The sequence below is a fragment of the Streptomyces sp. NPDC056224 genome (assembly GCF_042267665.1).
Classification (GTDB): Bacteria; Actinomycetota; Actinomycetes; order Streptomycetales; family Streptomycetaceae; genus Streptomyces.
Genome location: NZ_JBHJTK010000006.1, coordinates 42,426 through 65,700 on the forward strand (window position 1 = coordinate 42,426; position 23,275 = coordinate 65,700).

Sequence of the window (23,275 nt, forward strand, 5' to 3'; positions counted from 1 at the left end):
CGCCCCACTGCTGGGGCGGCCCGGAGATGCGTACGACGTCCACCCGCGTGGTGGCGTTGACGGCCGCCGCGGAGAGCTTCACGCCGGTACGTCGGTGCGCAGGCGGGCGTGCAGGTGCTCGTCGTGCCAGCCGTCCGCGTGGAGGAGGGCGCCGCGCATGGTGCCCTCCAGCCGGAAGCCGGCCTTCGCCGCGACGGCGCAGGAGGCCGGGTTGCCCACCGAGTGGGTGATGCGCAGCCGGTGCAGGCCCAGGTCGTCGAAGGCCCAGCGGCTGATCCGGTCAGTGGCCTTCACCATGACCCCGGCGCCGCGCCCGGCGGGCAGCAGCCAGTACACGATCTCGCCGCTGCCGCCGCGCAGATCGAGGTCGGCCACGCCGATCAGCCCGACGGCCGGGCCGCCCGCGGCCGGGGCGACGGCCCAGACCGCGGCCTCTTCGGCCTGCCAGCGCCCGTGCCAGCGGGCGATGCGGTCCTCGGCGTCGGCCAGGGTGAGCTGGTCCGGCCGGTTCCAGTGCCGGATCTGCGGGTCGCGGCAGGACTCGGCCAGCGCGGGGGCGTCGTACGGGGCCCAGGGGCGCAGCAGCATCCCGCCGGGGAGCGGGAGTTGAGGCTGCGGCACGGCGCTCATCCGCCCGGCGAGGACCACATCGGGTATCGCGTCGGTCATGTGCCGATCACGCCCGGTCCCGTGGCCGCCGCGCGGAAGCGGGCGAGCAGCGCCAGGGCCGGTGCGGCCTCGTCTGCCGGGCACAGGGCGACGGGGGCGTCCGTGAACGGGTCGGCGGGACGGACCGGCTCCGCGGTGAGGCGTGTGAGGCGTACGACCTCGATCGGCGCGGCGGCGGACACGGCTTCGGCGGGGAGCTGCACGGCGGCATCGTCGCCGCTCCCCGCACGGAGGGCCGGGTCAGGTCAGGGCGGGTTCCTTCGGGGGCCCGGTCAACGTGTCCGGGGCCGGCTCGGGACCGGTGTTCAGATCGGCCAGCATCCGGCGGGTGAACCCGAAGAAGTACGTGGCGGCGAAGCCCACGAGGTAGCCGACGGCCAGGCCGCCCGCGTAGATGGCGATGGTCACGCCCGTGCCCGACGTGCCGTCCAGCAGCGGGAACAGGGCCCAGCCGGAGGGGCCGATGGCGGTGGAGCCGAAGGTGACGCCGAGCTGGTTGAAGAGGCCGACGAAGGCTCCGCCGGCCGCGCCGCCGACGCAGGCGGTGACGAAGGGGCGGCCGAGCGGCAGGGAGACGCCGTAGATCAGGGGTTCGCCGATGCCCAGGAAACCGGCCGGGAGCGCGGACTTGATGGTCGTACGGAGGGAACGGTTGCGCGGGAGGCGGTAGTAGACCGCGATGGCCGCGCCGACCTGGCCCGCGCCCGCCATGGCCAGGATGGGCAGCAGGACCGTGTAGCCGGACTGTCCGATGAGCGTGGTGTGGATGGGGATCAGGGCCTGGTGCAGGCCCAGCATGACGAGGGGCAGGAACAGCCCGCCCAGGACCAGGCCCGCGAAGGCGCCGCCGGTGGCGAGCAGCCGGTCGGCGAAGGTGCCGATGGCGGCGGAGGCCTCACCGGCGAGGTACATGAGGCCGAAGATCGTGGCCAGGCCGGAGACCAGGACGGTGAGGGTCGGGGTGACGAGGACGTCCAGGGCCTCGGGGACCCACCTGCGGCACCACTTCTCCACGTGCACGGCCAGGACGGCGGCCGCGAGCGCGCCGAGCACGCCGCCCTGGCCGGGGGAGAGCTGATGCCCGAAGGCCTCGATCTTGGTGATGCCCGGGAAGACGATGATCGCGGCGACCGCCCCGCCCAGGACGGGCGTACCGCCGAACTCCTTGGCCGTGTTGTAGCCGACGAAGACCGCGATCAGCGACATGAAGCCGGAGGCGATGGCGGCGAGCGCCGGGACGACGGCGGGGAGCAGGCCCGTGTTCGTCAGCACGCCGTTCAGGCCCGCGATGATGCCGCAGCCGATCAGGGCCGGGATCAGCGGGACGAAGATGTCGGCGATGCGGCGCAGGAACAGCTTGAAGGGGGTGGCGTTGCGCGCCTTCCGGGCCTCCTTGAGCGCCGCGCCGCGGGCGGCGAGGTCATCGGCCGTGATCGGGCGGGGCGCGGCCCCGGCCGTGATCGGGCGGGGCGCGGCCCGTCGGGCCTCCTCGACCATCGCCTCGAACTCCGGGGTGACGCGGGCGACGGCGCCGGGGCCCAGCACGATCTGGTACGTGTCGTCCTCGACCACGCCCAGGACCGCGGGCAGGGCCTTGAGGGCCTCGTCCTGGACCAGTGAACGGTCGCGCAGGGCGACGCGCAGACGGGTCATGCAGTGCGCGATCGAGGTGATGTTGTCCGGGCCGCCGACCAGAGGAAGGATCGCGGCGGCTGTGGCGCGGTTCTTGTCAGTGGACATGGTGGTGGTCGCCTTGCCTTGAAGTGCTCTCCTGGCTGAAGCCGGGAGATTCCTGCTTACCTTGCGGTAGCGGGCTTGACGCGCTTGGCGCGCCTGACGACTGCCCTCCCGGCAGCCGGGATGAGCGCGTGGCCCATCCGGTACAGGTGCAAGACGTTCCGGGCTGAGGGCGTCAGCTCCCGCAGGCTCCCCGGGAATACGACAGCCACGTCCGCCGGTACCTGTGGGGCGGACACTTCTGGTCCGGCTCCTACTTCGCCGGATCGTGCGGCGGGGCACCCCTGACCGCCGTCAAGCAGTACATCGAAAACCAGCAACGCCCCGTCTGACCGTCACCCCGCAGACACAGAGCACTCAGGCGCTCCGCGCCTCCGGCCCAGGGATGGCCTTCACCCCCCCTGAAGGGCGGAGCACTGGCCAAGATCAGAGGTAGAGGTGGGGGAGGTCAGCGGATCCGGGCGTGGGCGTGCGAGGGGGCGAGGGCGAGGGCCGCGCGCAGGTGGCCCTGCGAGGCGGTGAGGAGTTCGGCGGCGGCCGGGCCGTCAACGCCGCCGAGGATGACGAGGACGGCGTGCTTGACCTCGCCGCCGGTGGCGGCGAGCGCGGCCTCGATCTCGGCGTCGGGCGCGCCGGTGGCCAGGGCGACGATGCGGCGGGCGCGGGCGCGCAGCTTCTCGTTCGAGGAGCGCATGTCGACCATCAGGTTTCCGTAGGTCTTGCCCAGGCGGATCATGGTGATGGTCGAGATGAGGTTGAGGACCAGCTTCTGGGCGGTGCCGGCCTTCAAGCGGGTCGACCCGGTGAGCAGTTCGGGTCCGACGACGACCTCGATGCCGTGGTCGGCGGCCGCGGCGAGCGCGGAGCCGGCGTTGCAGGAGAGGCCGACGGTGAGCGCGCCGCGCGTACGGGCGAACTCGACGGCGCCGATCGCGTACGGGGTGCGGCCGGAGGCGGAGATGCCGATGACGCTGTCGTCGGGGGTGAGGTGCAGCGCCGTGAGGTCCCGCGCCGCCAGCTCCTCGGAGTCCTCGGCGCCCTCGACGGCCTTGACCATGGCGCTGGGCCCGCCCGCGATGAGGCCGACGACGTCGGCCGGGTCGGTGTTGAAGGTCGGCGGGCACTCGCTGGCGTCCAGGACGCCCATCCGGCCGGCCGTGCCTGCGCCCGCGTAGACCAGGCGCCCGCCGCGTGCCATGCGCGCCGCGATGGCGTCGATGGCGGCCGCGATCAGCGGCAGCTGCGCGGCGACGGCGGCCGGGACGGTGGCGTCCTCGGCGTTCATGGTGCGGGCGATGTCGAGGGTGGACAGCCGGTCGATCTCGGCCAGTTCGGGCCGGAACGCCTCGGTGGTGAGCGTCTCCAGCTGGGCGCGGAGTTCGGCGTACGCGGTCATGGGCGCGGCTCCTGGCGGTTCGGCGACGGGTTCGGAGGGCGGTGGGCCGGGCGGTCCGGCGGGGGTCAGCGGGTTCCGGCCGGGGTTCAGCGGGTGGTCCGCCGGGGTTCAGCGGGTGGTGCGGTGGCGGTGGGCGAGTGCTTCGTACGAGGCGGCGAGCGCGGGCGCGGCCCGCTCGTACGTCTGCTGCGCGACGGCGACGAACAGGCAGTCCACCACGAGGAGCTGGCTGGTCCGGCTGGACATGGCGGCCGGGCGCAGCCGGGTCTCGCGGGCGGCGGACGTGGCCAGGACGTGGTCGGCGTGGTGGGTGACGGCGGAACCGGGTCGGGCGGTGAGGGCGATGGTGGTGGCACCGTGCTCGAAGGCGACGCGCAGCGGCTCGATGACGTCGCCCGTCGAGCCGGAGTGGGTGACGGCGACGGCCACGTCGCCGGGGCGCAGCTGGACGGCGCCCGTGACGGCGAGGTGGGGGTCGCTGTGGGCGTGCGCGATCAGGCCGATGCGCAGCAGCTTCTGGGCGAGGTCCTGGCCGACGAGCGCGGAGGCGCCGATGCCGTAGATGTCGACGCGGCGGGCCGTCGCCAGAGCGGTGACGGCGGCGGCCAGCTGGGTCAGGTCGAGCCCGGCGGCGGTGTCGGCGAGGGTCTGCGCCTCCTCGTGGGCCAGTTTCGCGACGACGTCGGCGAGGGGGTCGTCGACGGCTATGTCGACGGTGACGGCGGGGGCGGACCCGGACTCCTGCTGGGCGGCGAGGGCGGCCAGGGCCAGGCGCAGGTCGCGGTAGCCGGGGTAGCCGAGCAGGCGGGCGGTGCGTACGACGGTGGCCTCGCTGGTGCCGGTGCGCTCGGCGAGGGCGGAGACGGTGAGCCGGGCGCAGCCCGCGGGATCGGCGGCGACGGCTTCGGCGACGGCCAGCACGGACCGGGTCATCGAGGGCGCGAGGCTGCGCACGCGCGCCCGGAGGGCGGCGGCCGGCGGCGTCCCGGGGTCGGTCCCGGGGCTCGTCCCGGGCCCCTCAGTGGTCTCAGGGCTCTCGGCCCTCGCGGTCCCGGCCGGGCTGAAAGTTTCTTTCGCCTCACTGCTCACGCTTGAAATTTATTTTCGGTGGGGGTGGGCGTCAAGACGCCATGAGGCCCCCCGGAAAACGGAGCTACGCCACTTGGCCCGCACGGGGCCACAATGGGCGCATGGACCACGCGACCCCCCTGGAACAGGCGCTGCACGTCGCGCGCGCACTTGTTCTCGCCGATCTCGCCGCCGGTGAGGTCGCCGACGCCGATGTCGTCTCCCTCGTCGAGGACTCGGTCACGCACCGCCGGTGGTGGGTGGAGCAGTGGCCGGAGGGGGTCGGCTACCTGGCCGGACTCGTCGCCCAGGACGTGCAGGACGCGTTGCTGGAGAAGTACGGGCGCTGGCCGCTCTGTCCCGTCTGCGCGCACGGCGAGCCGCACGCGCTGGACGTGGAGCCGGAACTGGGACCCGACCCGCACTGGGTGTGCTCGGAGGCGGGCGTGAGAGTGGCGGCGGTGGGCGGCCTCGGCCCGGTCTTCCACCGGTGACCGTCTACATCGACCCGCCGACCTGGCCGGGCCACGGCCGCGTGTGGTCGCACCTGGTCAGCGACGTCTCGTACGAGGAGCTGCACACCTTCGCGGCGGCCATCGGCTGCCCGCCGCGGGCCTTCGAGCGGGACCACTACGACGTGCCCTCGCACCGGTACGCGGACGCGGTGCGGGCGGGCGCGGTGGAGATCGGCAGCAAGGAGCTGGTCCGCCGCCTCACGGCGGCGGGACTGCGCCGCCCGAAGGGTCGGGAGCAGGCCTGAAGACGTCGTCTACACCGTCTCGGCCACGGCGGCCACGGGGGCCGGGGCCGGGGCCGGGGCCGGGGCGGCGGCGGGGGCGGGGGCGGCCGAGGACGCGATCACGCGGGTGGCGGCGGGTCGCGTACGGCGGTCCAGGCGCAGCGCGATCGTGGTGAGGGCGATGGCGGTGACCGTCATCGCCGCGCCCGCCCACGCGGTGGCGGCGAATCCGAGGTCCGCGTCGATGACGGTGCCGCCGAGCCACGGGCCGCCGGTGTTGCCGAGGTTGAAGGCGGCCGTGGTGGTGGCTCCGGCCAGGGTCGGGGCGGCGCCGGCCACGTTGAACATGCGGGCGTTGAGCGCGGGGGCGGTGAAGAAGGTCGAGACGCCGAGCAGGAACGAGAGGGCGATCGCCGCGGCCTGTACGGAGGCGAGGACGGCGAGCGCCGTCAGGAAGGCGGTCGAGGCGGTGATGCCCCAGATCATCACGCCGAACAGGTGGGCGTCGGCGACCCTGCCGCCGATGGTGGTGCCGACGAGCGCGCCGATGCCGAAGAGGCCGAGGATCCACGGGACCCAGCCGGAGTCCAGCCCCGCCACTTCGGTGAGCAGCGGTGACAGGTAGCTGAAGGCGCAGAAGACGCCGCCCGCGGCCAGGGCCGTGATGCCGATGGAGAGCCACACCTGGCGGTCGCGGTAGATGCGCAGCTCGCGCCCGATCGAGGGCTTCTCGGCGGGCAGCGGGATCTTCGGTATCAGCGTCAGGATGCCGGCGAGCGCGATCGCGGAGGCCGCGCCGACCGACCAGAACGCGGAGCGCCAGCCCAGGTGCTCGCCGAGGAAGGCACCGGCGGGCACACCGAGGACGTTCGCGATGGACAGGCCGCCGATCATGACGGCCATCGCGCGGGCCCGCTGGTCCTTGGGGACCATGGCGATGGCCACGGCCGCGCCGACGGCCCAGAAGCCGGCGCAGGCGAGCGCGGAGACGACGCGGGAGGCGAAGAGGAGCTCGTAGGAGGGGGCCAGTGCGCCCGCGACCTGCCCGAGGCCGAAGAGGCTGATGAGAGAGATGAGGGTGGTGCGGCGCGGAAGGCGCAGGGTGGCCACGGCCAGCAGCGGCGCCCCGACGACCATGCCGATCGCGAAGGCGGATATGAGCAGGCCCGCCTGCGGGATGGTGACGCCCATGTCCTCGGCGATCGGCGGCAGCAGCCCGGAGAGCATGAACTCGCTGGTGCCGAGCGCGAAGACGGACAGGCCGAGGACGTAGACGGCGATGGGCATGCGGGGGCGTGCGGCGGCTGCGGGCATGACTCTCACCAACCGTGGCGAACGGGATCGCATTCCCACGTGCTGCCGAGCTGCCCGAGCTGCCCGAGCTGCCCGAGCGGGAGCAGGAGCAGGAGCGGGAGCTGCCGGGCTACGCGAGCGCGGCGAGCTCCGCGGCGAGGTTGGCCCGGGCCGGTGCCTCCCAGTGCGCGGTGCCGTACGGCGTGCGGAAGAGCCGCGGAAGGGCGAGCAGCTGCCGGAGCACGGCGGCGCGGCCGGTGCGGAAGGCGTCGTCCGGGACGAAGCCGTACTCGGCGCGCACGGCGGCGGCGTACGCGGCGTACGCCTCGGGGGCTCCGGCCAGGACGGCCAGGTCCGCGTCGCAGAGCACCTCGCCGTCGGTGTCGCCGGGGGCCGGGTCGTGGGTGACGGTGAGCCGGACCAGCCGGGCCACCTCGGCGGTGCGGTCGGCGTCGACGCCCAGCTCGGGCAGGGCCCGCTCGGCCATGGCGGCGCTGCGCTCCTCGTTCTCGGAGCGGTCGGGGCGGTAGACGGCGTCGTGGAACCAGGCGGCGAGCTCGACGGCGGCGGGGTCGGCGGCGTGCGGCGCCAGCACGTCTATCCGTGCCAGTACGTCGGCCAGGTGCGCGGTGGTGTGGTACCGGCGCTGCGGCTCCGCCCAGGCGGCGAGGAGGCGGTCGGCGTAGGGGGCGGGGTCGCCGCTCGCCCCGGCGGCGGTGACCGTCGCGTGCCAGCGGGCGCGGAGAGCGGTGGTGTCGGTGCGCGGGGTACTGGTGTCCATGCGGACATTGTGGGGGTGGCGTGATCCTGCTGGTGGAGCGAGGGCGGAGGCCCGTACTCTTAATATTGGACTAGACCTATTTTTCGTACCGGACGAAGGACGGCATCGAATGAGCAACCGTGCGCTCCTGGAGGTGATCGCCCTCGACGTGGAGGACGCGATCGCGGCCCAGGCCGGTGGGGCGGACCGACTGGAGCTGGTCACCGACATGGCCGCCGACGGGCTCACCCCGCCGCGCGAGACCTTCGCGGCGATCAGAGCGGCGGTCGACATCCCGCTGCGCGTGATGCTCCGCTTGTCGGACGGCTTCGCCGCCGGTGATGTCTCCGGGCTGGTCCGGGCGGCCCGGGAGCTGCGGGCGGAAGGGGCGCGGGAGTTCGTGCTCGGCTTCCTGAACCCGGACGGCACCCCGGACCTCGCCGCGGTCGAGGCGCTGGTGGCGGAGCTCGACGGCTGCCGCTGGACCTTCCACCGGGCGATCGACCGCGCGGCGGACCGCGACGGCCTGCGCAAGGCGCTGGCCGATCTGCCCGGTCTGGACACCTACCTCACGGCGGGCTCGGCGGCCGGGGTCGACGAGGGCGTGCCGGTGCTGGTCGCGGAGGCGGCGCGGAGCGGCGAGCCGGGGTACGGGGCACGGATCCTGGTCGGCGGCGGCCTGACCCTCTCGCACCTTCCGGTGCTGCGCGGGGCGGGCATCGACGCGTTCCACATCGGCGGCGCGGCCCGCCCCGACGGATGGGGCCGGCCGGTCTCGGCCGCCGCGGTCGCCGAGTGGCGGGCGGCCCTGGCCTGACCGGCGCGGCGCCGTTGCCGGGGGGCTCCGCCCCGACCCCCAACGGCGCTCCCCGCCCGCGCCTCGAACGCCGGCGGGGCGGGAAGGGCCGGGCTCCGAGGCGGAGCCCCAGCCGTACATCTCCGTGAGCGCGTCGTGCGCGACATCGCGGTCCCCGGTGTGTTCTTCGCGTCGGCAGTGGCTTCGCTGTGGTTGGGCGTTTCGGCTGGCACGGTGACGCGCAAAGGGCTGTACTGATGAACGCCAGTGAATCCAAGGCGAGTTCAGCCAGTGCGTGCGCAATCAGAACTCATGAACGCGCCATCAGACGGGGGTGTACGTGTCGAACATCGAAGTCATGCTCGGTCAGATCGTTCCGGCCGCGGGAGCGGCAGTGGCCGTTTACGGCGCTGCTGTGCTGCGACGGGTCGAGGACGAGGCGGCAGGAGCCACCGTGCGGCTCGGCCGGCAGTTGCTCGCCCGCATTCGCGGCGGCGCTGCCGATCCGACCGTGATCGACGGGGCCGTGACGGACCTCGCCGCCGATCCCGACGATCCGGACGCGCTGGCCGCGTTACGCCTGCAGATCAGGCGAATCCTCGCGGCCGACCCCGCGCTCGTCGACGAGATCGCCGCACTGCTCCCCGCGCCCGGACCGGCTCAGAGCAGCGGATCCGGAAGTGTGGCGGTGAGCGGGAACGTCTCAGGAATCGTCTCGACCGGAGACGGTGCGATGAACGTCCAGCGCCGGTGACGGGCGACAGCAGGGTGCCGGAGAAGGAGGCGGTCCCCCCGTACCCGAAGCAGGAACCCGGCGCCGCCGAGCCGGCGGTCGGGAGCGAGGACCCCACGGCAGCCGGTGGCCGCGTGGAGGCCGGCCGTGACCACGCGAAAGTCGTCGTGCACGGCGACGTGAAAGGCATCGTCACCACCGGCTCCCACAGCATCAACGTCATCTACGACGGGAACGCCCTCGTCGAGATCAACAGCCTCCGCGACCTCACCCCGCAACGGCCGCCGCTGCTGCCGGCCGCGGGCCGGAGCAAGCTGTTCGGCAGGGACGCACTGGTGGAAGACGTGGTCGCGCAGCTCGACGGCGGCTCCAGCGTGCAGCTGCACGGGAAGCCGGGGGTCGGGAAGAAGGCCGTGGCCGCGGTGGTGCACCGAGAGCTGGCCACCCGCGGGCGTTGCGGCCACGTCCTGTACCCGCGCACGGGGGTGGACGAGGAGGAGTCGCTTCAGGTGCTGTACGGGCGGCTCGCCGGGGCGTTCTTCGGTACGCACCTTCTGCGGGCCGTTGACGAGACGCAGCTGCGTGCGGCCGTGGCCGCCGCGGACTTCTCCGGTACGCACGTCACCGTCGTCGACTGCGCCCTGCCGCAGAGCGATCTGACCCGGCTCCTCGAGACCTTCCCCGGCTGCACGTTCCTGTTCACGTCCCCCTACGCGACGCTGCCCGACACCGACGCGGCCCATCTCGTCCGGCCCTTGTCCCGGGCTGCCGCCGCCGAACTGCTCAGCGCCGAGATGGGGCTCCCGCTCGGCCCGGTGGGGCTGCAGAAGCTGCAGTTCGACCACGTGTGGGACGAGTCGGGCGGCTCGCCTCAACGGATCTGTCAGTACGCCCAGTTCATCAAGGGTTCCGACCAGTGGGAGCGGCGCGTCCGTGGGGCCGACGAACCGCGGGACGAGCCGGATCCCGTCGATCCGGCGCTGCTGGATCCACGGCGCCAAGCGGAAGCGCTGGCCGTCGCCCTGAGCGAGCCTGCGCGTCGCGTACTGCTCGCACTGGCGACGTTCGGCACGGCGCTTCCTGCTGCCTGGATCGCTCCGGTCACCGGCCATCCGCAGGACGGCACCGCAGCTTCGGAGTTGCACGACCGGCGCATGGTCAGGCACTTCGGCGGGACGTACTGGATCACCGAGGACGCCGCCGCGGCCGTCCACAGCCAGAAGTGGGCTCCGGCCGCCGCGACCACCGCGGCGGAGGGCCTGCTGGCGGCGCTCGCGCAGCAGGACGGACCATCAGGTCCTCAGCCGGACCCGTACCTCTTCCTGGCCGTCGCCCGCGCGCTGGTCCACGAGGAGCAGTGGGCGATCGCCTCACGCATCGCGCGGATCGCCGGACCCCGGGCCCTGACCGATGGGCGCGGTCAACTAGCGCTTCAACTGTATGCGTTGGGCCGGATGGCGGCTGCGCGAGGCGGTGGGACCAAGGACGTCAAGTTCTACGACCAGGCCGAGAGACTGACCCGCGACCTCCTCGACGGCGACAAGGCGGGCACCGCCGCGGCCGCCGCGGCGCTGCTCGCCCCGGCGCTCGGGGCGACCGCGGTCGAGAGCGGCAAGACACTCGGCTTCTTCGGGAAGATCGCCGCCACGGTCTCCACCAAGACGGGTGCCTCCGTGGCCGCCGGTGCCGTGGTTCTGGCGGCGACCACAGCGGTCGTGGTGGCGAATGCGAACGACATGCCTGCGGGCTGCGAACCGGCGTACGCGGCGATGGAGGCGTACGACGCCGGTGGTAAGGCGCGTACGTATGACGAACTGGCTTCAGAGACCCGGGTATTGACTGCGGAGCTCAGAGCCGCTGCCGGGGAGGCGTCCGATGCGGGCATTCGGTCCGGACTCAACCGGCACGCAGACGGCCTCGACGCCAAGACGGCGGCCGAGGTGCGCGAGAACAACGAACGGATGAACGTGAAGTACCCCCCTCACCCTGACGTCATCGCGGCCCTGGCGGGCAACGACGGGCTGCAGAACAAGATCTCGACCATGCAGGCGATCAGGGCGGTCTGCCCCAGCGAATGACAGGCGAGCGGCGTCCGGACCCGCACCCGGGCGCCGCTCTGCCCACCGACCCGATATGAGCCGGAAGCAATCCTCGATGCCGAGGTCGTCAGGACAGGGCCGTCAGGACAGGGCCGTCAGGACAGGGCCGCCGGGAGCGGGGCCGAGTGGAGGGCCGTCAGGCCCGAGACGGCGCGGGTCAGGCAGACGTACAGGCGGCGCAGGCCCGTGCGCTCGTCCGGCTCGCCGTCCACGATCGCCGCGGGCTCGTCCAGGACCACGTAGTCGTACTCCAGACCCTTCGCCAGCGACGCCGGCACCAGCGTGAGGCGGGCCTGCGCCGTCGTCTCCTCGCCCGGAGACAGGTACGGCAGGCCGGCCTCCCGCAGGGCGTCGGCCAGCACGGGGACGCGGGCGTCCGCCGCGATCAGGCCGATCGAGCCCTCGTGGGCGAGGGAGGCGCGGCACGCCGAGATCACCGCCGCCGTCAGGTCCGCCGTCGGCGTGACGACCAGCGAGCCCGGCGTCTCGCGGACCGAGGAGACCGGGGCCAGGCCCGGGGAGATCGACGGCAGCAGGCGCGAGGCGTAGGCGATCACCTCGCGCGGCACGCGGAACCCCGCCGTCAGCTCCTCCACCACCGCCTGCGGCTTGCCGAGGTGGGTCAGGGCCTCGTCCCAGCTGCGCGTGGCCCACGGGGTGGTGCCCTGCGCGAGGTCGCCCAGCACCGTCGCCGAACCCGTCGTGCACCGCCGCCCCACCGCCCGGTACTGCATCGGCGACAGGTCCTGCGCCTCGTCGAGGACCACATGCCCGAGCGAGTGCGTGCGCTCGACGAGGTCGGCCGCCTCGTCGATCAGGACCAGGTCCGCCGCCGACCACTTCGCCGACTTCACGCTCCGGAACGGCTTCGGCCAGGCCAGCAGCTTCTGCTCGTCCGCCGAGAGGACGCCGTCCGCGTGCAGCGCGAGGAAGTCCGGGTCGGACAGCAGGCGCAGCACCAGCTTCGCCGGGTCGACGGGCGGCCAGATCTCCTTCACCGCCGCCTTCACCGCGGCGTTGCGGGCCACCGCGTCCTGCACGCGGTCGTCCGGCGCCTCGCCCGCCTGCTCCATCCGCACGAGAACCGCGTGCGCGATCCGCTGCGGCAGCGCGTCGCGGGCCGCGCCGTAGCGGATGTCGCGGTTCTGGAGCTCCTCCACCATCTCCGCGAGTTCGTACGAGGGCACCCGCCAGCGGCGCGAGCCGCGGACCACCATCAGCGCCTCGGTCGGCTGCGTGACATGTGATTCGAGGGCGCGGCGCAGCACCTGCGCCATCCGGGCGTCGCCCTTGACCACGGCGGTTTCGGCCGCGTCCGTGCCGCGTACCTCCAGGCCGCCCTGCGCCACGAGGTCGTCGACGGTGGCCTGCTTGACCTCCAGCTCGCCCAGCGCGGGCAGGACCTGCTCGATGTACTGCAGGAAGGACCGGTTCGGCCCGATGACCAGGGTGCCCGTACGGGCGAGCCGGTCGCGGTGCGCGTACAGCAGGTACGCCACCCGGTGCAGGCCCACCGCCGTCTTCCCGGTGCCGGGACCGCCCTGCACGCAGACGGAACCGGACAGGCCGGAGCGCACGATCTCGTCCTGCTCGGGCTGGATCGTCGCGACGATGTCCCGCATGGGGCCCACGCGCGGGCGCTCGATCTCCTGCTGGAGCAGCTTGCTGACGGCGGCCGCCTCGCCGGGGTCGGAGAGGTGCTCGTCCTCGTACGCCGTCAGCTCGCCGCCCGTGTAGCCGAAGCGGCGGCGCAGCGCGATGTCCTGCGGGTCGGTCTTGGAGGCGCGGTAGAAGGGCTGGGAGACGGGCGCGCGCCAGTCGATGACCATCGGGTCGCCGTCGGCGTCGTGGACGTGGCGGCGGCCGATGTAGAACTGCTCGCCGTCCGCGCCCTCGGCGAGCTCCGCCCCCGGGGCGTGCAGGTAGTTCAGGCGGCCGAAGAAGAGCGGGGTGTGGGCGAGATCGGCGAGGGCCTTGATGCGGTCGTCGATCTGGGCCCGGAGGACGACCGCGTTGACCCAGTTCGCGGTGACGTCGCGGATGTCGAGGGCCTCGACGTCGGCGCGCATGGCGCGCAGCGCGGCGCGGGAGGCGGTGAGGTGGGCCCGCTCGCGCGCGAGCGGGCCGATGTCGGATGCGGGGGCGTGCGCGGGCACGGGACTGCCTCCAGCTGCTGGTACGGAACAGATGGCCCGCCGGTTACCGACCGGCGGGCGGCTCTCCCCGACGAGGGCGGCGGGAGGCGGCAAGAGCGGAGATTCTAGCCAGGGGGCCGCCTCCGCGCGAACGGATTACGGGGGCGCACGTCCCTCGCCCGCCGGACCTGCGTCCGGGTGACGGGGAGGGGGCGTCAGACCTGCGGCAGAGCCACTAGGGGGTCGCATGGGCCGGAAGGAGGAGGCGGGGCGCCCGGGGATTACACCGCCAGGGCGATGTGCCGTCCGGCGCAGGAGCGCACCATGGATACATGAGCACCGCAACCTTCACCCCGATCCGGGGCGGCCGCCCTGGCGGCGCCAGCGCCACCTCCGACTCCCATCCGCGCTTCAGCCTCGGCAGTGTGATGCGGGCGGCGAAGGTCTTCGCGGCGACCGCCGTCAGCGTCGTCGTCCTGGGCGAATACGCCGAGGACGCGGGCGTCGTCCGCCGCTGACCCGCGCAGGCCGCCACCGAGCGCCACACGCGCCCGTCGCCGGCCCCGGCCCCGGCCGGAGGCCAGTGCGGTGACCGGCAAGGTGCACCGGGTCGCGGTCCCCACGGCACGGCACCTCGCCGCGTTGTCGGACCGCGCCGGTACGTTCCGTAGGGGCCGCGGCCCTCCGCCTCGCGATGCACCGCACCTGGGGCCCCTCCCAGCGGTGGCCGGGGGAACGCCGCCCCCCCGGCACACCCTTCCGGCCACAGCGCTAGTCGGCGGCCAGGAGTTCGTCGGCGTCCATGATCCGGTAGGCGTAGCCCTGCTCGGCCAGGAAGCGCTGGCGGTGCGCCGCGAAGTCCTGGTCGATGGTGTCGCGCGCGACCACCGAGTAGAACCGCGCCTCGTGGCCGTCCGCCTTCGGCCGCAGCACACGGCCCAGTCGCTGGGCCTCCTCCTGGCGCGAGCCGAACGTGCCGGACACCTGGATGGCCACCGTCGCCTCGGGCAGGTCGATGGAGAAGTTCGCGACCTTCGACACGACCAGCACGCTGATCTCGCCCTGGCGGAACGCGTCGAAGAGCTTCTCGCGCTGCGCGTTGGACGTCTCGCCCTTGATGACGGGCGCGTCCAGGTGCTCGCCGAGCTCGTCGAGCTGGTCGATGTACTGCCCGATGACCAGCGTCTGCTCGCCCCGGTGCTTGGCGACCAGCGCCTCCGTGACCTTCCGCTTCGTCGCCGTCGTCGCGCAGAAGCGGTACTTCTCCTCGGTCTCGGCGGTCGCGTACGCGAGGCGCTCCGACTCGGTCAGATTGACCCGGACCTCGACGCAGTCGGCGGGCGCGATGTAGCCCTGCGCCTCGATCTCCTTCCACGGCGCGTCGAACCGCTTCGGCCCGATGAGGGAGAAGACGTCCGACTCGCGGCCGTCCTCCCGTACCAGGGTGGCCGTCAGGCCGAGGCGACGGCGGGCCTGGAGGTCGGCGGTGAACTTGAAGACCGGCGCGGGCAGCAGGTGCACCTCGTCGTAGACGATCAGGCCCCAGTCCCGTGAGTCGAAGAGCTCCAGGTGCGGGTAGACGCCCTTCCGCTTCGTCGTCAGGACCTGGTACGTGGCGATCGTGACGGGGCGGATCTCCTTCCTCGTACCGCTGTACTCGCCGATCTCGTCCTCCGTCAGCGAGGTCCGCTTGACCAGCTCGTGCTTCCACTGGCGGGCCGAGACGGTGTTCGTGACCAGGATCAGCGTCGTCGCCTTGGCCTTCGCCATCGCCCCGGCGCCGACCAGCGTCTTGCCGGCGCCGCAGGGCAGTACGACCACACCGGAGCCGCCGTGCCAGAAGCCCTCGACGGCCTGCTGCTGGTAGGGGCGCAGCGCCCAGCCGTCCTCGGCCAGGTCGATCTGGTGCGCCTCGCCGTCGACGTACCCGGCGAGGTCCTCGGCCGGCCAGCCCAGCTTGAGCAGCGTCTGCTTGATCTGCCCGCGCTCGGAGGGGTGCACGGCCACGGTGTCGGGGTCGAGCCGCGCCCCGACGAGCGGGGCGATCTTCCTGGAGCGCAGGATCTCCTCCAGCACCGGCCGGTCGGTGCTGGTCAGGACCAGCCCGTGGACGGGGTGCTTGGAGAGGGTGAGCCGGCCGTAACGGGCCATGGTCTCGGCGACGTCGACGAGCAGCGCGTGCGGGACGGGGTAGCGCGAGAACTCGACGAGCGCGTCGACGACCTGCTCGGCGTCGTGCCCCGCGGCCCGGGCGTTCCACAGGCCGAGGGGGGTGATCCGGTAGGTGTGGATGTGCTCGGGAGCCCGCTCCAGCTCGGCGAAGGGGGCGATGGCGCGCCGCGCGGCTCCGGCGAGCTCGTGGTCGACCTCGAGGAGGAGGGTTTTGTCGCTCTGGACGATGAGAGGCCCGTTCACCGCGTCCCTTTCCGGCATGGGTGGTCCGCCCGGGCGCGGGCGGCCAAACGTCCAGTCTGCCGTATCGCCGCGCGGGCCGGGAGGTTCTGCGTGCGCGGGGCGGTTGACAGGGAGACGGGTGAGTGGGTCCGCTGGGGCGATGTGTGATCTTCGTATTGAGGCTGTGGGTGACGACGTCACGTTGCGCGACTGGCGGTACGTGCACAACCTGATCATTCCGACCGATCCGCTCTCCCCCGGCGAGGTGCGCGAGCGGGCCGGGCGCAACGTGCTGGAGGTCGCGTACCTCGGTGACGAGGCGGTGGGCTGCACGACCGTGCGGCCGCCCCGGGACGGGGAGCCGGTGGCCACCGTCATCGCGCGGGTGCTGCCCGGTCACCGGGGGCGTGGGTACGGCGCGCTGCTCTACGCGCGCGGGCTGGCGCGGGCGCGGGAGCTGGGAGCCGGGCGGATCCGGACCGTGGTGCTGGAGTCCAACCCGGAGGGGCTCAGGTTCGCCCTCGCGCACGGCTTCGAGGAGGTCGAGCGGTACGTGCTGCCGGGCGACACCGTGCCGTTCATCGACCTGGAGCGCGCCGACTAGTGCGGTGGACCTTGCCGGTCACAGCCCTGGCCTGATCCCAGGCCGCGCAGGAGCAGCGCGAGGCCGCCGTGGAACTCCCGGTCCCGGGTGAGGGACCGGGCGCCGCGCGCGGCCTCGGTCAGGTACGGGTACTCGTCCGCCGGGAGCCCGGCGATCGCGGCGGTACCCGCGCCGGACAGGGCGCCGAGGTGTTCCTGCTGGATCGCGCCGATCACGTAGGCCAGCAGGGCGCGCAGGGCCACGATCCGGTCCTCGGCCCCGATCCCCGCCTCGGTGAGCACCCCGAGCAGGGTTTCGCCCCACCGCAGGACGCTGGGGGAGCGGTGCCGGTGGCTGAAGGTGAGCGGCAGGACGGCGGGGTGCGCGCCGACCGTGTCGCGCAGCCGGTCGACGAGGACCGTGACGCGCTCGTGCCAGGGGCCCGCGGACGGTGGCGGGGTGGTGTCGACGGCGCTGAGGACGAGTTCGACGACGAGGGCTTCGAGCTCCTCGCGGTCCTGGACGTACCGGTACAACGCCATCGTGCTGATGCCGAGTTCGACGGCGACGGCGCGCATGGACAGGCCCGGGAGCCCGTCGCGGTCGATGACGGCGAGGGCGGCGGCGGCCGGCCGGTCCGGGGTGAGGGAGCGGGGTCGAGGCATGACGGTTGACAGCGTACGGCATACGCCTACGCTGTAGGTGTACGACGTACACCTACCTGCTCCTCCTGCCTGCCGAAGGGGTCCTCCCATGCAGCTCAGCACCGGTTCCGTCGTCCGCACCCGTGCCCTCACGGCCGTCGTGGACGGCGCGTCCGTCCCCGTCCCCGATCCCGGAGGACGCCTGGTCCACCTGCAGTTCCGGCGGTTCGCGGGCTGTCCCGTCTGCCACCTCCACCTGCGCTCGGTGGTGCGGCGGCACGCCGAGATCGAGGCGGCCGGGATCCGCGAGGTCGTCGTCTTCCACTCGGCCGCCGACGAGCTGCGGGAGTACGTCGGCGACCTGCCGTTCGCGGTGATCGCGGACCCGGACAAGCGGCTGTACGCGGAGTTCGGCGTCGAGTCGTCCTACCGTTCGCTGCTGAGCCCGCGCGCCTGGTGGCCCCTGCTGCGCGCGATCGCCGTCGGCACGGTCGCGATGCTGCGCGGGCGGGCGAAGCCGCCGGCGCGCGTACAGGACGGCGGGCGGCTGGGCCTGCCGGCGGACTTCCTGATCGCGCCGGACGGCCGGGTGCTGGCCGCCGGGTACGGGGAGCACGTGGACGACCAGTGGCCGGTGGAAAAGCTGCTGACGCTGGCGCGGCGGGCACGTACCGTCCGGGCATGAACCATGATCAGCAGACCTTCGTGCCCGACGATTTCGACGTGCCGGACGGTTTGGCGGGTGACGGCTTCCGGCTGGAGCCGCTCGGGGAGCAGCACAACGAGCGGGATCTCGCCGCCTGGACCGGGAGCATCGCGCACATCAGGGCGACGCCCGGGTTCGTGGGGCGCGGCTGGCCGCCCGTGGAGGGGATGTCCGCCGAGGCGAACCGGGGTGACCTGGCCCGGCACGCCCGGGACTTCGCCGAGCGGCGCGGATTCACCTACACGGTCCTGGAGGGGGACGACGAGGTCATCGGCTGCCTGTACATGTACCCGGGCAAGGACGATCCGCACAGCGTCCAGGTCAGCTCCTGGGTGCGCGCCGACCGGGCCCACCTCGACCTCCCGCTGTACGAGGCCGTGAGCCGCTGGCTGCGCGAGGCGTGGCCCTTCGGGCAGGGGCGGATCGACTACGCCCCCAGGTGAGGCAACGGGCCCGAGGCGTACGGGGTTTCCACGGGCAGCAGGGCGCGCGCCGCCGCCCCGTCCCCGGAGCGGATCAGGCCGTGGATCTCCCGGGCCAGCGGGGTGACGTCCCGGACGGCGACCGTCCACTCGTCGGCGTAGGCCCGCGAGGCGGGCCCCGACAGGCCCAGCTGGAGCGAGCGGTAGGGCAGCGGGTTCAGGTGGAGGTCGCGCTCCGGGTCCCACTGGACGCGGGCCGGCGTCGCGCGCAGCGCCTGCTGCCAGGTGTCGCGGTCCGCGTGCACACCTGGCTCGTAGTGGGACAGACAGGCCTCGCGCAGCGCGCGGTCGAAGCCCTCGCGGGTGACGTCGATCGCCAGCACCGTCTCCTGGTCGGCCTTGGTGGCCCAGCCGCAGCGGTACATCATCCACAGGAACGACGGTTTGATCCACGTCATCCGCTCCCGCTTCCAGGCGGGCGGGAAGCGGCCGTCACGGGCCGCTGGCACCCCGAGGGACGGGGCGTACGCCTGGTAGACGGTGACCGTGGTGCCGGTGTGGGCGGCGCGGATCTGGCGGTCGGGTACCTCGAAGGACACGGCGTCGGACATACGGACCAGGGTGCGGGGTCCGGCCCCCGTCCGGCCAGCGCTTTTGGACCCGGTCCCGCGCGCCCGGTCCGGTCCCGCGCGCCCGGCCCGGGCCTGCGCGTCAGACGTGGTCCTCCGCCAGCTCCGCGACCCCCGTGATCCGGTGCAGCGCGTACGTCCGCACTTCGTCCGCCGTGTGGTCGTAGCCGGTGACGAAACCGCCCTCCACCCTCACCGGGGCGATGACCCGTTGGCTCGCCGCCCCGTCCGCGTTCACGTACCCGATCCACACCGCCGACCCGGTCAGCGCGGCCGCCTGCACCGTCGCCAGCGTCTCCGCCGCGCTGGTGCGCGGCAGTTCGCCCGGCACGACCGCGGCGGCCGCCGGCTCCTTGCGCACCGCCGTCGCCGCCAGGTCGCCCGCGCGGATCGCCCGTACGGCCGCCCCCAGCAGCGTCTCGTCCGGCACCGGCGGACCGTCCGGCACCGGTACGGGCGCCGAGCGGGCCGGCGTGCGGTGCGCGTCGGCCCGGGTCACCAGTACGTCGCCGGTGCGGGACTCCGCGGCCGGCGCGTACCCGATGGCCCGCAACCCCTCCAGCAGGGCGGTGGCTTCGGCCTGCGCGGCCAGCACCGTCGGCGCGAGGCGGCGCAGCCCCAGCCCGGCCGACCGCTTGTCGGCCAGGATCTCGCCCAGCACCGCGTCGTCGTCGCAGCGCACGTACGAGGAAGCCGAACCGACCCGCAGGTGCCCGTGCCGCCGGGCGACGTCGTCGATCAGGTAGGCCAGCGGCTGCGGGACCGGCGTGCGGCTGTGCTCCTTGAGGAAGGCGTGCAGGTCCGCGGCGGCGTGCCCGGCGTCCAGGGCGCGCCGCACCGATCCGGGCGTGAAGCGGTACACCGTCGCCCCGCCCTTGGACTCCACGTCCGCGAGCAGCGCCATCGTGTCGCCGAGCGGCCGGCGCAGCGGGCCGGGGGCGACGGCCGTCAGGTCGGCCTGCAGCAGTACGTGATCCACCGGCTCCGGCAGCAGCGGGCCCAGCAGCGGCGCCGGGTCGCGCTGTTCCAGCAGGGCACGGCCGAAGCCGCTGAGCGCGCCCCGGCCGGTGACGCCGAGGATCTCCGTCTCGGTCAGCGTCCAGTGCGCGAGGCGGGCCCGCAGGTCGCTGGTGCCGCGTACGGGACGCTCCCACGCGAGCCGGTCCAGCAGGGCGCCCGGGTCGGGGGAGGCGCCCTCGGGCAGCGCGGCGAGGAGCTCCAGGACGCGCCGGCGCACCTCGGGGGCGGCGGAGCGGTCGAGTTCGGGGCCGAGCACCGAGAGGGTGCGTCCCTTGGCGTCCTGCTCGCCGACCAGGCCGGCGGTGCGGGTGGCCGGCAGCCAGGCCGCCGCGAGCGCCGCCCACCGCTCGGCGGGCGGCAGTTCGCACCAGTCGTCGAAGGCGGGGGTGGGCGCGTACCGTTCGTCAGCCTCCCCGTCGCCGGCCAGCAGGCCCGCGGCGTAGGCGAGTTCGATCCAGAACGCCGCCGCGGACTCGGTGGTGTCCAGCGTGGCCGCGGTCCGCTTGAGGTCCCGTACGGAGAGCCCGCCCGCGCGCAGCACCGGCGGACCCGCGTACTCCCAGGACTTCACCAGCTCCTCGACGGTCGACAGCGCGCCCATCGCCTGCCCGGCGGCGTTTGCGTCCACAAGCTGTGGACGGTGCTCGCGGTGCGCGGGAACGGGCGGGGCCACCGGCGCGGTGTCCCGGTGCGCGAGCCCGCCGCGCAGGTGCAGCGCCACCTCGCGGGGCAGGACCACGGTCCGCGCGGTGGCGGGCAGCAGCAGCCCGTGGTCGCGCAGCCAGCGCACCGGCGCGGTCGGGTTCGGGGTGACCTCCCCGTACGGCGGCCCCCACACGAGCCGCCCGAGCACCTGGTGGGCCTCCGCGGGGGCCTGGTCCAGAAGGGCCGACATCCGCTCCGGGTCGGTGAACAGCCCGGTCAGCGCCGACACCGCGGACACCGGGTCGTGGGTGGCGGGCAGTCCGGCGGCCGCCACGATCTCCTGGATCCGGGTCGGCGACATCCCGGCCGTGGCCTCGGCGACGGTGGGGCCGAGGCCGGTCGGGGACGGGCGCTGGGGCGACGGCGCGAGCAGTTCGCGGGCCGTGCGCACCAGGCGCAGCCGGTCGTCGTCGCCCCACACCAGGGCCTGGTCGCGCAGGGTGGCCAGGGCGCGGGGGAGCGCGGCGCGCGCCCCGTTGTCCTCGCCGGTGGTGCCTTCCTCCCCGGTCAGCAGCGATTCCAGCACCCGGTACGGGCACGGGTCCGGGGCGACCGCCAGGGCCTCTGCGGTCTGCAGCGCGAACCGGTCCAGACGCTCCAGCGCCCGCACCACCGAGGCCCGGGTGCCGGCGCGGGTGGCCAGCTGGGTCACGTCGCCGGGCACCGGGCTGAGCAGGTCCGGGCGGGCGTGCAGCAGCGCGGCGAGCGCCGAGTCGTCGCGGGCGCGCAGCGCCTCGGCGAGGGAACGCGGGGCGCCGCCTCCGCCGGATCCTCCCGCAGTGCTTTCCTCGGGCACAGTCGCCTCCTGGTCGCGTCGGCCGGTCAGTCGGCCGGTCCCCATCCGGTCCACGGTATCCGCTGCGTCCGCGACAGCTCCATGGGCGCACGCGCTACCTTCGGTTTGGGGGTCCCCCCACGAAGTGGGGGAGGTACGGGAGGAGCCGGGGCGTGGGGATCGAAAGCGACCAGTTGGTCTACGAATATCTGAGCCGTGTCGGGGACTTGGCGCAGCGGCGGCAGCTTTCCTCCGGCGACCGGATGCGGCTGGTGGCGGGGCTGCGGGACGAGATCGACCGTCGGCGCGCCAAGTACGACCCGGAGACGCCGGCCGCGGTCCGGGCCATCCTGCAGCGGATCGGCACGCCGGAGGAGGTGCTGGACACCGTCGGCGCGCTGCCGGAACCCTCCCGGGCGGTTCCGGATCCGGTCCCGGCGGTGCCCACCCAGCGGGGTCCGGGCCGACTGGGCCGCAAGCGGGTGCCGCCTCCGCGCGAGGAGGCGGAGCCGCGGAACGTGCCGCCGCACCTGGCCGGTCTGGACGAACTCGGCGCTTCCGGCGGGGCGGAGCCCGACTGGTGGCGGGTCGGCCCGGGCGGGTACGGCGGGGGCCCGCAGGTCGACGGCTTCGCGGGCGGGATCGAGTTCCCGGAGCCGTTCAAGGACGCCCCGGAGGAGGACGAGGAGCAGTCGGCGCCGCCGCCCGGCCCGGCGCGGGGGCGCGCGAAGAGCCTCGTACGGTTCCTGCGCGAGCGGCGGCGCGCGAGGAAGGGAGCGGCGGCGGAGGCCGCCGGGCCGGAAGCCGCGGCGGCCGTCGCGCCCCGGCCCCGGCCGAACGCGTTCCTGATGGTGGCCGCGGCCTTCCTCCTCGCCGGAGTGGTCACCGGGTACTGGCTGCTGCTCGTCGTCGGCTGGCTGCTGCCGTACGCCTCCCGCGTGCTGCGGCCCGCCGAGCGCAAGTGGGCCGTCTTCGGCCCGCCCGGCGTGGTGCTGGCGGGGGCGCTGGTGTGGCTGTGGGGCCGGATGAACGAGAAGTGGGGCGAGACCCTGGCCGAGGACCAGGTGAGCGGGGTGCTGCACGGGATGTGGCCGTGGCTGCTGCGGGGCGCGGCGCTGGCGTCCGTCCTCTACCTGGTGTGGCGGGCCCGCCGCCGTTGACGGGCCCCGCCGCGTCCCGTCCGCCGTCCGCCGTCCGCCGTCCGCCGTCCGCCGTCCGCCGGTCTCGGCCGGCCCGTCCCTCACCGCGGTTCGACGGCGCCGGGGGCCGCGCGTACGTTCCCCTGCCGTAAGCCCGGCGTCGGCCCGCTGTACGCCCGCCTCGGCACAATGGCGGGTATGAACCTCACCGTCGGCTTCGACCTCGACATGACCCTGATCGATTCGCGCCCGGGCATCAGGGCGGCCTACCTGGCACTTTCGGCCGAGACGGGTACGTTCATCGACGCCGACGAGGCGGTCACGCGGCTCGGGCCGCCGCTGGACGAGGAGCTCGCGCACTGGTTCCCGCAGGCCGAGATCCCGGCCATGGCGGACCGCTACCGCGAGATCTATCCCACGCACGCCATCGGGCCGACCCCGGCGATGCCGGGCGCGCGCGAGGCGATCGAGGCCGTCCGGGCGCTCGGCGGCCGCGCGATCGTCGTCACGGCCAAGCACGAGCCCAACGCCCGGCTGCACCTGGAGCACCTGGGCATCGAGCCCGACGCCGTCGTCGGCTGGCTCTGGGCGGAGGCCAAGGCCGGGGCGCTGCGCGAGTACGGGGCGCAGGTCTACGTCGGTGACCACGTGGGCGACGTACGCGGGGCCCGCACGGCCGGGGCGCTGTCCGTGGTCGTGCCGACCGGCCCGTGCCCCGAGCCGGAACTGCGGGCGGCGGGCGCGGACGTGGTGCTCCCGGACCTCACCGCGCTGCCGGGGTGGCTCGCGCAGTACGTCGCCGCGCAGCCGGTCTGAGGGCCGTCCCGGCCCGG

23 protein-coding genes and 2 pseudogenes are annotated in these 23,275 nt (G+C 74.1%); 12 read left to right on the forward strand and 13 right to left on the reverse strand.

Annotated features, from left to right (window positions below):
* Nucleotides 1-78: 78 nt before the first annotated feature.
* From ACFCZ1_RS10730 to ACFCZ1_RS10745, 4 genes and pseudogenes are all read right to left on the reverse strand, one after another.
* Complete coding sequence (locus tag ACFCZ1_RS10730) at nt 79-669, reverse strand: GNAT family N-acetyltransferase (protein ID WP_376678024.1); 591 nt, start codon at nt 667-669, stop codon at nt 79-81.
* Nucleotides 666-872 carry a hypothetical protein gene (locus ACFCZ1_RS10735; protein ID WP_376678025.1) on the reverse strand — a complete coding sequence of 69 codons (207 nt, stop codon included), beginning with the start codon at nt 870-872 and terminating at the stop codon, nt 666-668. The genes ACFCZ1_RS10730 and ACFCZ1_RS10735 overlap by 4 nt, the downstream gene beginning before the upstream one ends.
* A 37-nt stretch (nt 873-909) precedes the next feature.
* On the reverse strand, nt 910-2,409 hold the full coding sequence (locus tag ACFCZ1_RS10740; protein WP_376678026.1) for a PTS transporter subunit EIIC: 1,500 nt from the start codon (nt 2,407-2,409) through the stop codon (nt 910-912).
* Nucleotides 2,410-2,465: 56 nt separating this feature from the next.
* Nucleotides 2,466-2,576: pseudogene (locus tag ACFCZ1_RS10745) on the reverse strand (RNA-guided endonuclease TnpB family protein); the annotation flags it as partial.
* 72 nt (nt 2,577-2,648) lie between these two features.
* On the opposite strand from ACFCZ1_RS10745, the pseudogene ACFCZ1_RS10750 reads away from it, so the two are divergent.
* Nucleotides 2,649-2,738, forward strand: a pseudogene (locus ACFCZ1_RS10750) (transposase); the annotation flags it as partial.
* A gap of 116 nt (nt 2,739-2,854) precedes the next feature.
* Here ACFCZ1_RS10750 and murQ read toward each other — a convergent pair.
* On the reverse strand, nt 2,855-3,802 hold the full coding sequence (gene murQ, locus ACFCZ1_RS10755) for an N-acetylmuramic acid 6-phosphate etherase (protein WP_376678027.1): 948 nt from the start codon (nt 3,800-3,802) through the stop codon (nt 2,855-2,857).
* A 108-nt stretch (nt 3,803-3,910) separates the two neighbouring features.
* Entirely contained in the window at nt 3,911-4,756 is an 846-nt protein-coding gene (locus ACFCZ1_RS10760) for a MurR/RpiR family transcriptional regulator (RefSeq protein ID WP_376678028.1), read from the reverse strand.
* 236 nt (nt 4,757-4,992) lie between these two features.
* Here ACFCZ1_RS10760 and ACFCZ1_RS10765 point away from each other — a divergent pair, with 236 nt between their 5' ends.
* Together ACFCZ1_RS10765 and ACFCZ1_RS10770 are read left to right on the forward strand one after the other, a co-directional pair.
* Nucleotides 4,993-5,364 carry a hypothetical protein gene (locus ACFCZ1_RS10765; RefSeq protein ID WP_376678029.1) on the forward strand — a complete coding sequence of 124 codons (372 nt, stop codon included), beginning with the start codon at nt 4,993-4,995 and terminating at the stop codon, nt 5,362-5,364.
* Nucleotides 5,361-5,630 (forward strand): DUF4031 domain-containing protein, encoded by a 270-nt coding sequence (locus ACFCZ1_RS10770; protein ID WP_376678030.1) that lies wholly within the window; start codon nt 5,361-5,363, stop codon nt 5,628-5,630. Before ACFCZ1_RS10765 ends, ACFCZ1_RS10770 begins: the two co-directional genes overlap by 4 nt.
* A gap of 9 nt (nt 5,631-5,639) precedes the next feature.
* Here the strand turns inward: ACFCZ1_RS10770 and ACFCZ1_RS10775 are convergent, their stop codons facing one another.
* On the reverse strand, nt 5,640-6,896 hold the full coding sequence (locus tag ACFCZ1_RS10775) for a Cmx/CmrA family chloramphenicol efflux MFS transporter (RefSeq protein WP_376678246.1): 1,257 nt from the start codon (nt 6,894-6,896) through the stop codon (nt 5,640-5,642).
* Nucleotides 6,897-7,032: 136 nt separating this feature from the next.
* A complete protein-coding gene (locus ACFCZ1_RS10780; RefSeq protein ID WP_376678031.1) occupies nt 7,033-7,683 on the reverse strand; it encodes a hypothetical protein in 651 nt (216 codons plus the stop codon).
* A 109-nt stretch (nt 7,684-7,792) separates the two neighbouring features.
* Here ACFCZ1_RS10780 and ACFCZ1_RS10785 point away from each other — a divergent pair, with 109 nt between their 5' ends.
* From ACFCZ1_RS10785 to ACFCZ1_RS10795, 3 genes are all read left to right on the forward strand, one after another.
* Nucleotides 7,793-8,479 (forward strand): copper homeostasis protein CutC, encoded by a 687-nt coding sequence (locus ACFCZ1_RS10785; protein WP_376678032.1) that lies wholly within the window; start codon nt 7,793-7,795, stop codon nt 8,477-8,479.
* Between the two features lie 319 nt (nt 8,480-8,798).
* Nucleotides 8,799-9,212 (forward strand): hypothetical protein, encoded by a 414-nt coding sequence (locus ACFCZ1_RS10790; RefSeq protein WP_376678033.1) that lies wholly within the window; start codon nt 8,799-8,801, stop codon nt 9,210-9,212.
* On the forward strand, nt 9,209-11,269 hold the full coding sequence (locus ACFCZ1_RS10795; RefSeq protein ID WP_376678034.1) for a hypothetical protein: 2,061 nt from the start codon (nt 9,209-9,211) through the stop codon (nt 11,267-11,269). The genes ACFCZ1_RS10790 and ACFCZ1_RS10795 overlap by 4 nt, the downstream gene beginning before the upstream one ends.
* A 116-nt stretch (nt 11,270-11,385) precedes the next feature.
* Here the strand turns inward: ACFCZ1_RS10795 and ACFCZ1_RS10800 are convergent, their stop codons facing one another.
* On the reverse strand, nt 11,386-13,446 hold the full coding sequence (locus ACFCZ1_RS10800) for a HelD family protein (RefSeq protein ID WP_376678035.1): 2,061 nt from the start codon (nt 13,444-13,446) through the stop codon (nt 11,386-11,388).
* A gap of 311 nt (nt 13,447-13,757) precedes the next feature.
* On the opposite strand from ACFCZ1_RS10800, the gene ACFCZ1_RS10805 reads away from it, so the two are divergent.
* A complete protein-coding gene (locus tag ACFCZ1_RS10805) occupies nt 13,758-13,943 on the forward strand; it encodes a hypothetical protein (protein ID WP_376678036.1) in 186 nt (61 codons plus the stop codon).
* Between the two features lie 253 nt (nt 13,944-14,196).
* Here the strand turns inward: ACFCZ1_RS10805 and ACFCZ1_RS10810 are convergent, their stop codons facing one another.
* Nucleotides 14,197-15,840 (reverse strand): DNA repair helicase XPB, encoded by a 1,644-nt coding sequence (locus ACFCZ1_RS10810; RefSeq protein WP_376678037.1) that lies wholly within the window; start codon nt 15,838-15,840, stop codon nt 14,197-14,199.
* Nucleotides 15,841-15,979: 139 nt separating this feature from the next.
* On the opposite strand from ACFCZ1_RS10810, the gene ACFCZ1_RS10815 reads away from it, so the two are divergent.
* Nucleotides 15,980-16,423 (forward strand): GNAT family N-acetyltransferase, encoded by a 444-nt coding sequence (locus ACFCZ1_RS10815; protein WP_376678038.1) that lies wholly within the window; start codon nt 15,980-15,982, stop codon nt 16,421-16,423.
* Here ACFCZ1_RS10815 and ACFCZ1_RS10820 read toward each other — a convergent pair.
* Nucleotides 16,420-17,067 carry a TetR/AcrR family transcriptional regulator gene (locus ACFCZ1_RS10820; protein WP_376678039.1) on the reverse strand — a complete coding sequence of 216 codons (648 nt, stop codon included), beginning with the start codon at nt 17,065-17,067 and terminating at the stop codon, nt 16,420-16,422. The genes ACFCZ1_RS10815 and ACFCZ1_RS10820 overlap by 4 nt on opposite strands.
* A gap of 88 nt (nt 17,068-17,155) precedes the next feature.
* On the opposite strand from ACFCZ1_RS10820, the gene ACFCZ1_RS10825 reads away from it, so the two are divergent.
* Together ACFCZ1_RS10825 and ACFCZ1_RS10830 are read left to right on the forward strand one after the other, a co-directional pair.
* A complete protein-coding gene (locus tag ACFCZ1_RS10825; protein ID WP_376678040.1) occupies nt 17,156-17,731 on the forward strand; it encodes a peroxiredoxin-like family protein in 576 nt (191 codons plus the stop codon).
* The gene (locus tag ACFCZ1_RS10830) at nt 17,728-18,195 is read left to right on the forward strand and encodes an N-acetyltransferase (protein WP_376678041.1); all 468 of its coding nucleotides are present in this window, start codon (nt 17,728-17,730) and stop codon (nt 18,193-18,195) included. The genes ACFCZ1_RS10825 and ACFCZ1_RS10830 overlap by 4 nt, the downstream gene beginning before the upstream one ends.
* Here ACFCZ1_RS10830 and ACFCZ1_RS10835 read toward each other — a convergent pair.
* Together ACFCZ1_RS10835 and ACFCZ1_RS10840 are read right to left on the reverse strand one after the other, a co-directional pair.
* On the reverse strand, nt 18,180-18,785 hold the full coding sequence (locus tag ACFCZ1_RS10835; protein ID WP_376678042.1) for a DUF4291 domain-containing protein: 606 nt from the start codon (nt 18,783-18,785) through the stop codon (nt 18,180-18,182). The two genes, ACFCZ1_RS10830 and ACFCZ1_RS10835, sit on opposite strands and share 16 nt — an antisense overlap.
* A gap of 100 nt (nt 18,786-18,885) precedes the next feature.
* Entirely contained in the window at nt 18,886-21,369 is a 2,484-nt protein-coding gene (locus tag ACFCZ1_RS10840) for a helicase-associated domain-containing protein (RefSeq protein ID WP_376678043.1), read from the reverse strand.
* A gap of 107 nt (nt 21,370-21,476) precedes the next feature.
* On the opposite strand from ACFCZ1_RS10840, the gene ACFCZ1_RS10845 reads away from it, so the two are divergent.
* Nucleotides 21,477-22,463 carry a hypothetical protein gene (locus tag ACFCZ1_RS10845; RefSeq protein ID WP_376678044.1) on the forward strand — a complete coding sequence of 329 codons (987 nt, stop codon included), beginning with the start codon at nt 21,477-21,479 and terminating at the stop codon, nt 22,461-22,463.
* Between the two features lie 177 nt (nt 22,464-22,640).
* Nucleotides 22,641-23,258 carry an HAD family hydrolase gene (locus tag ACFCZ1_RS10850; protein WP_376678045.1) on the forward strand — a complete coding sequence of 206 codons (618 nt, stop codon included), beginning with the start codon at nt 22,641-22,643 and terminating at the stop codon, nt 23,256-23,258.
* Nucleotides 23,259-23,275 lie beyond the last annotated feature (17 nt).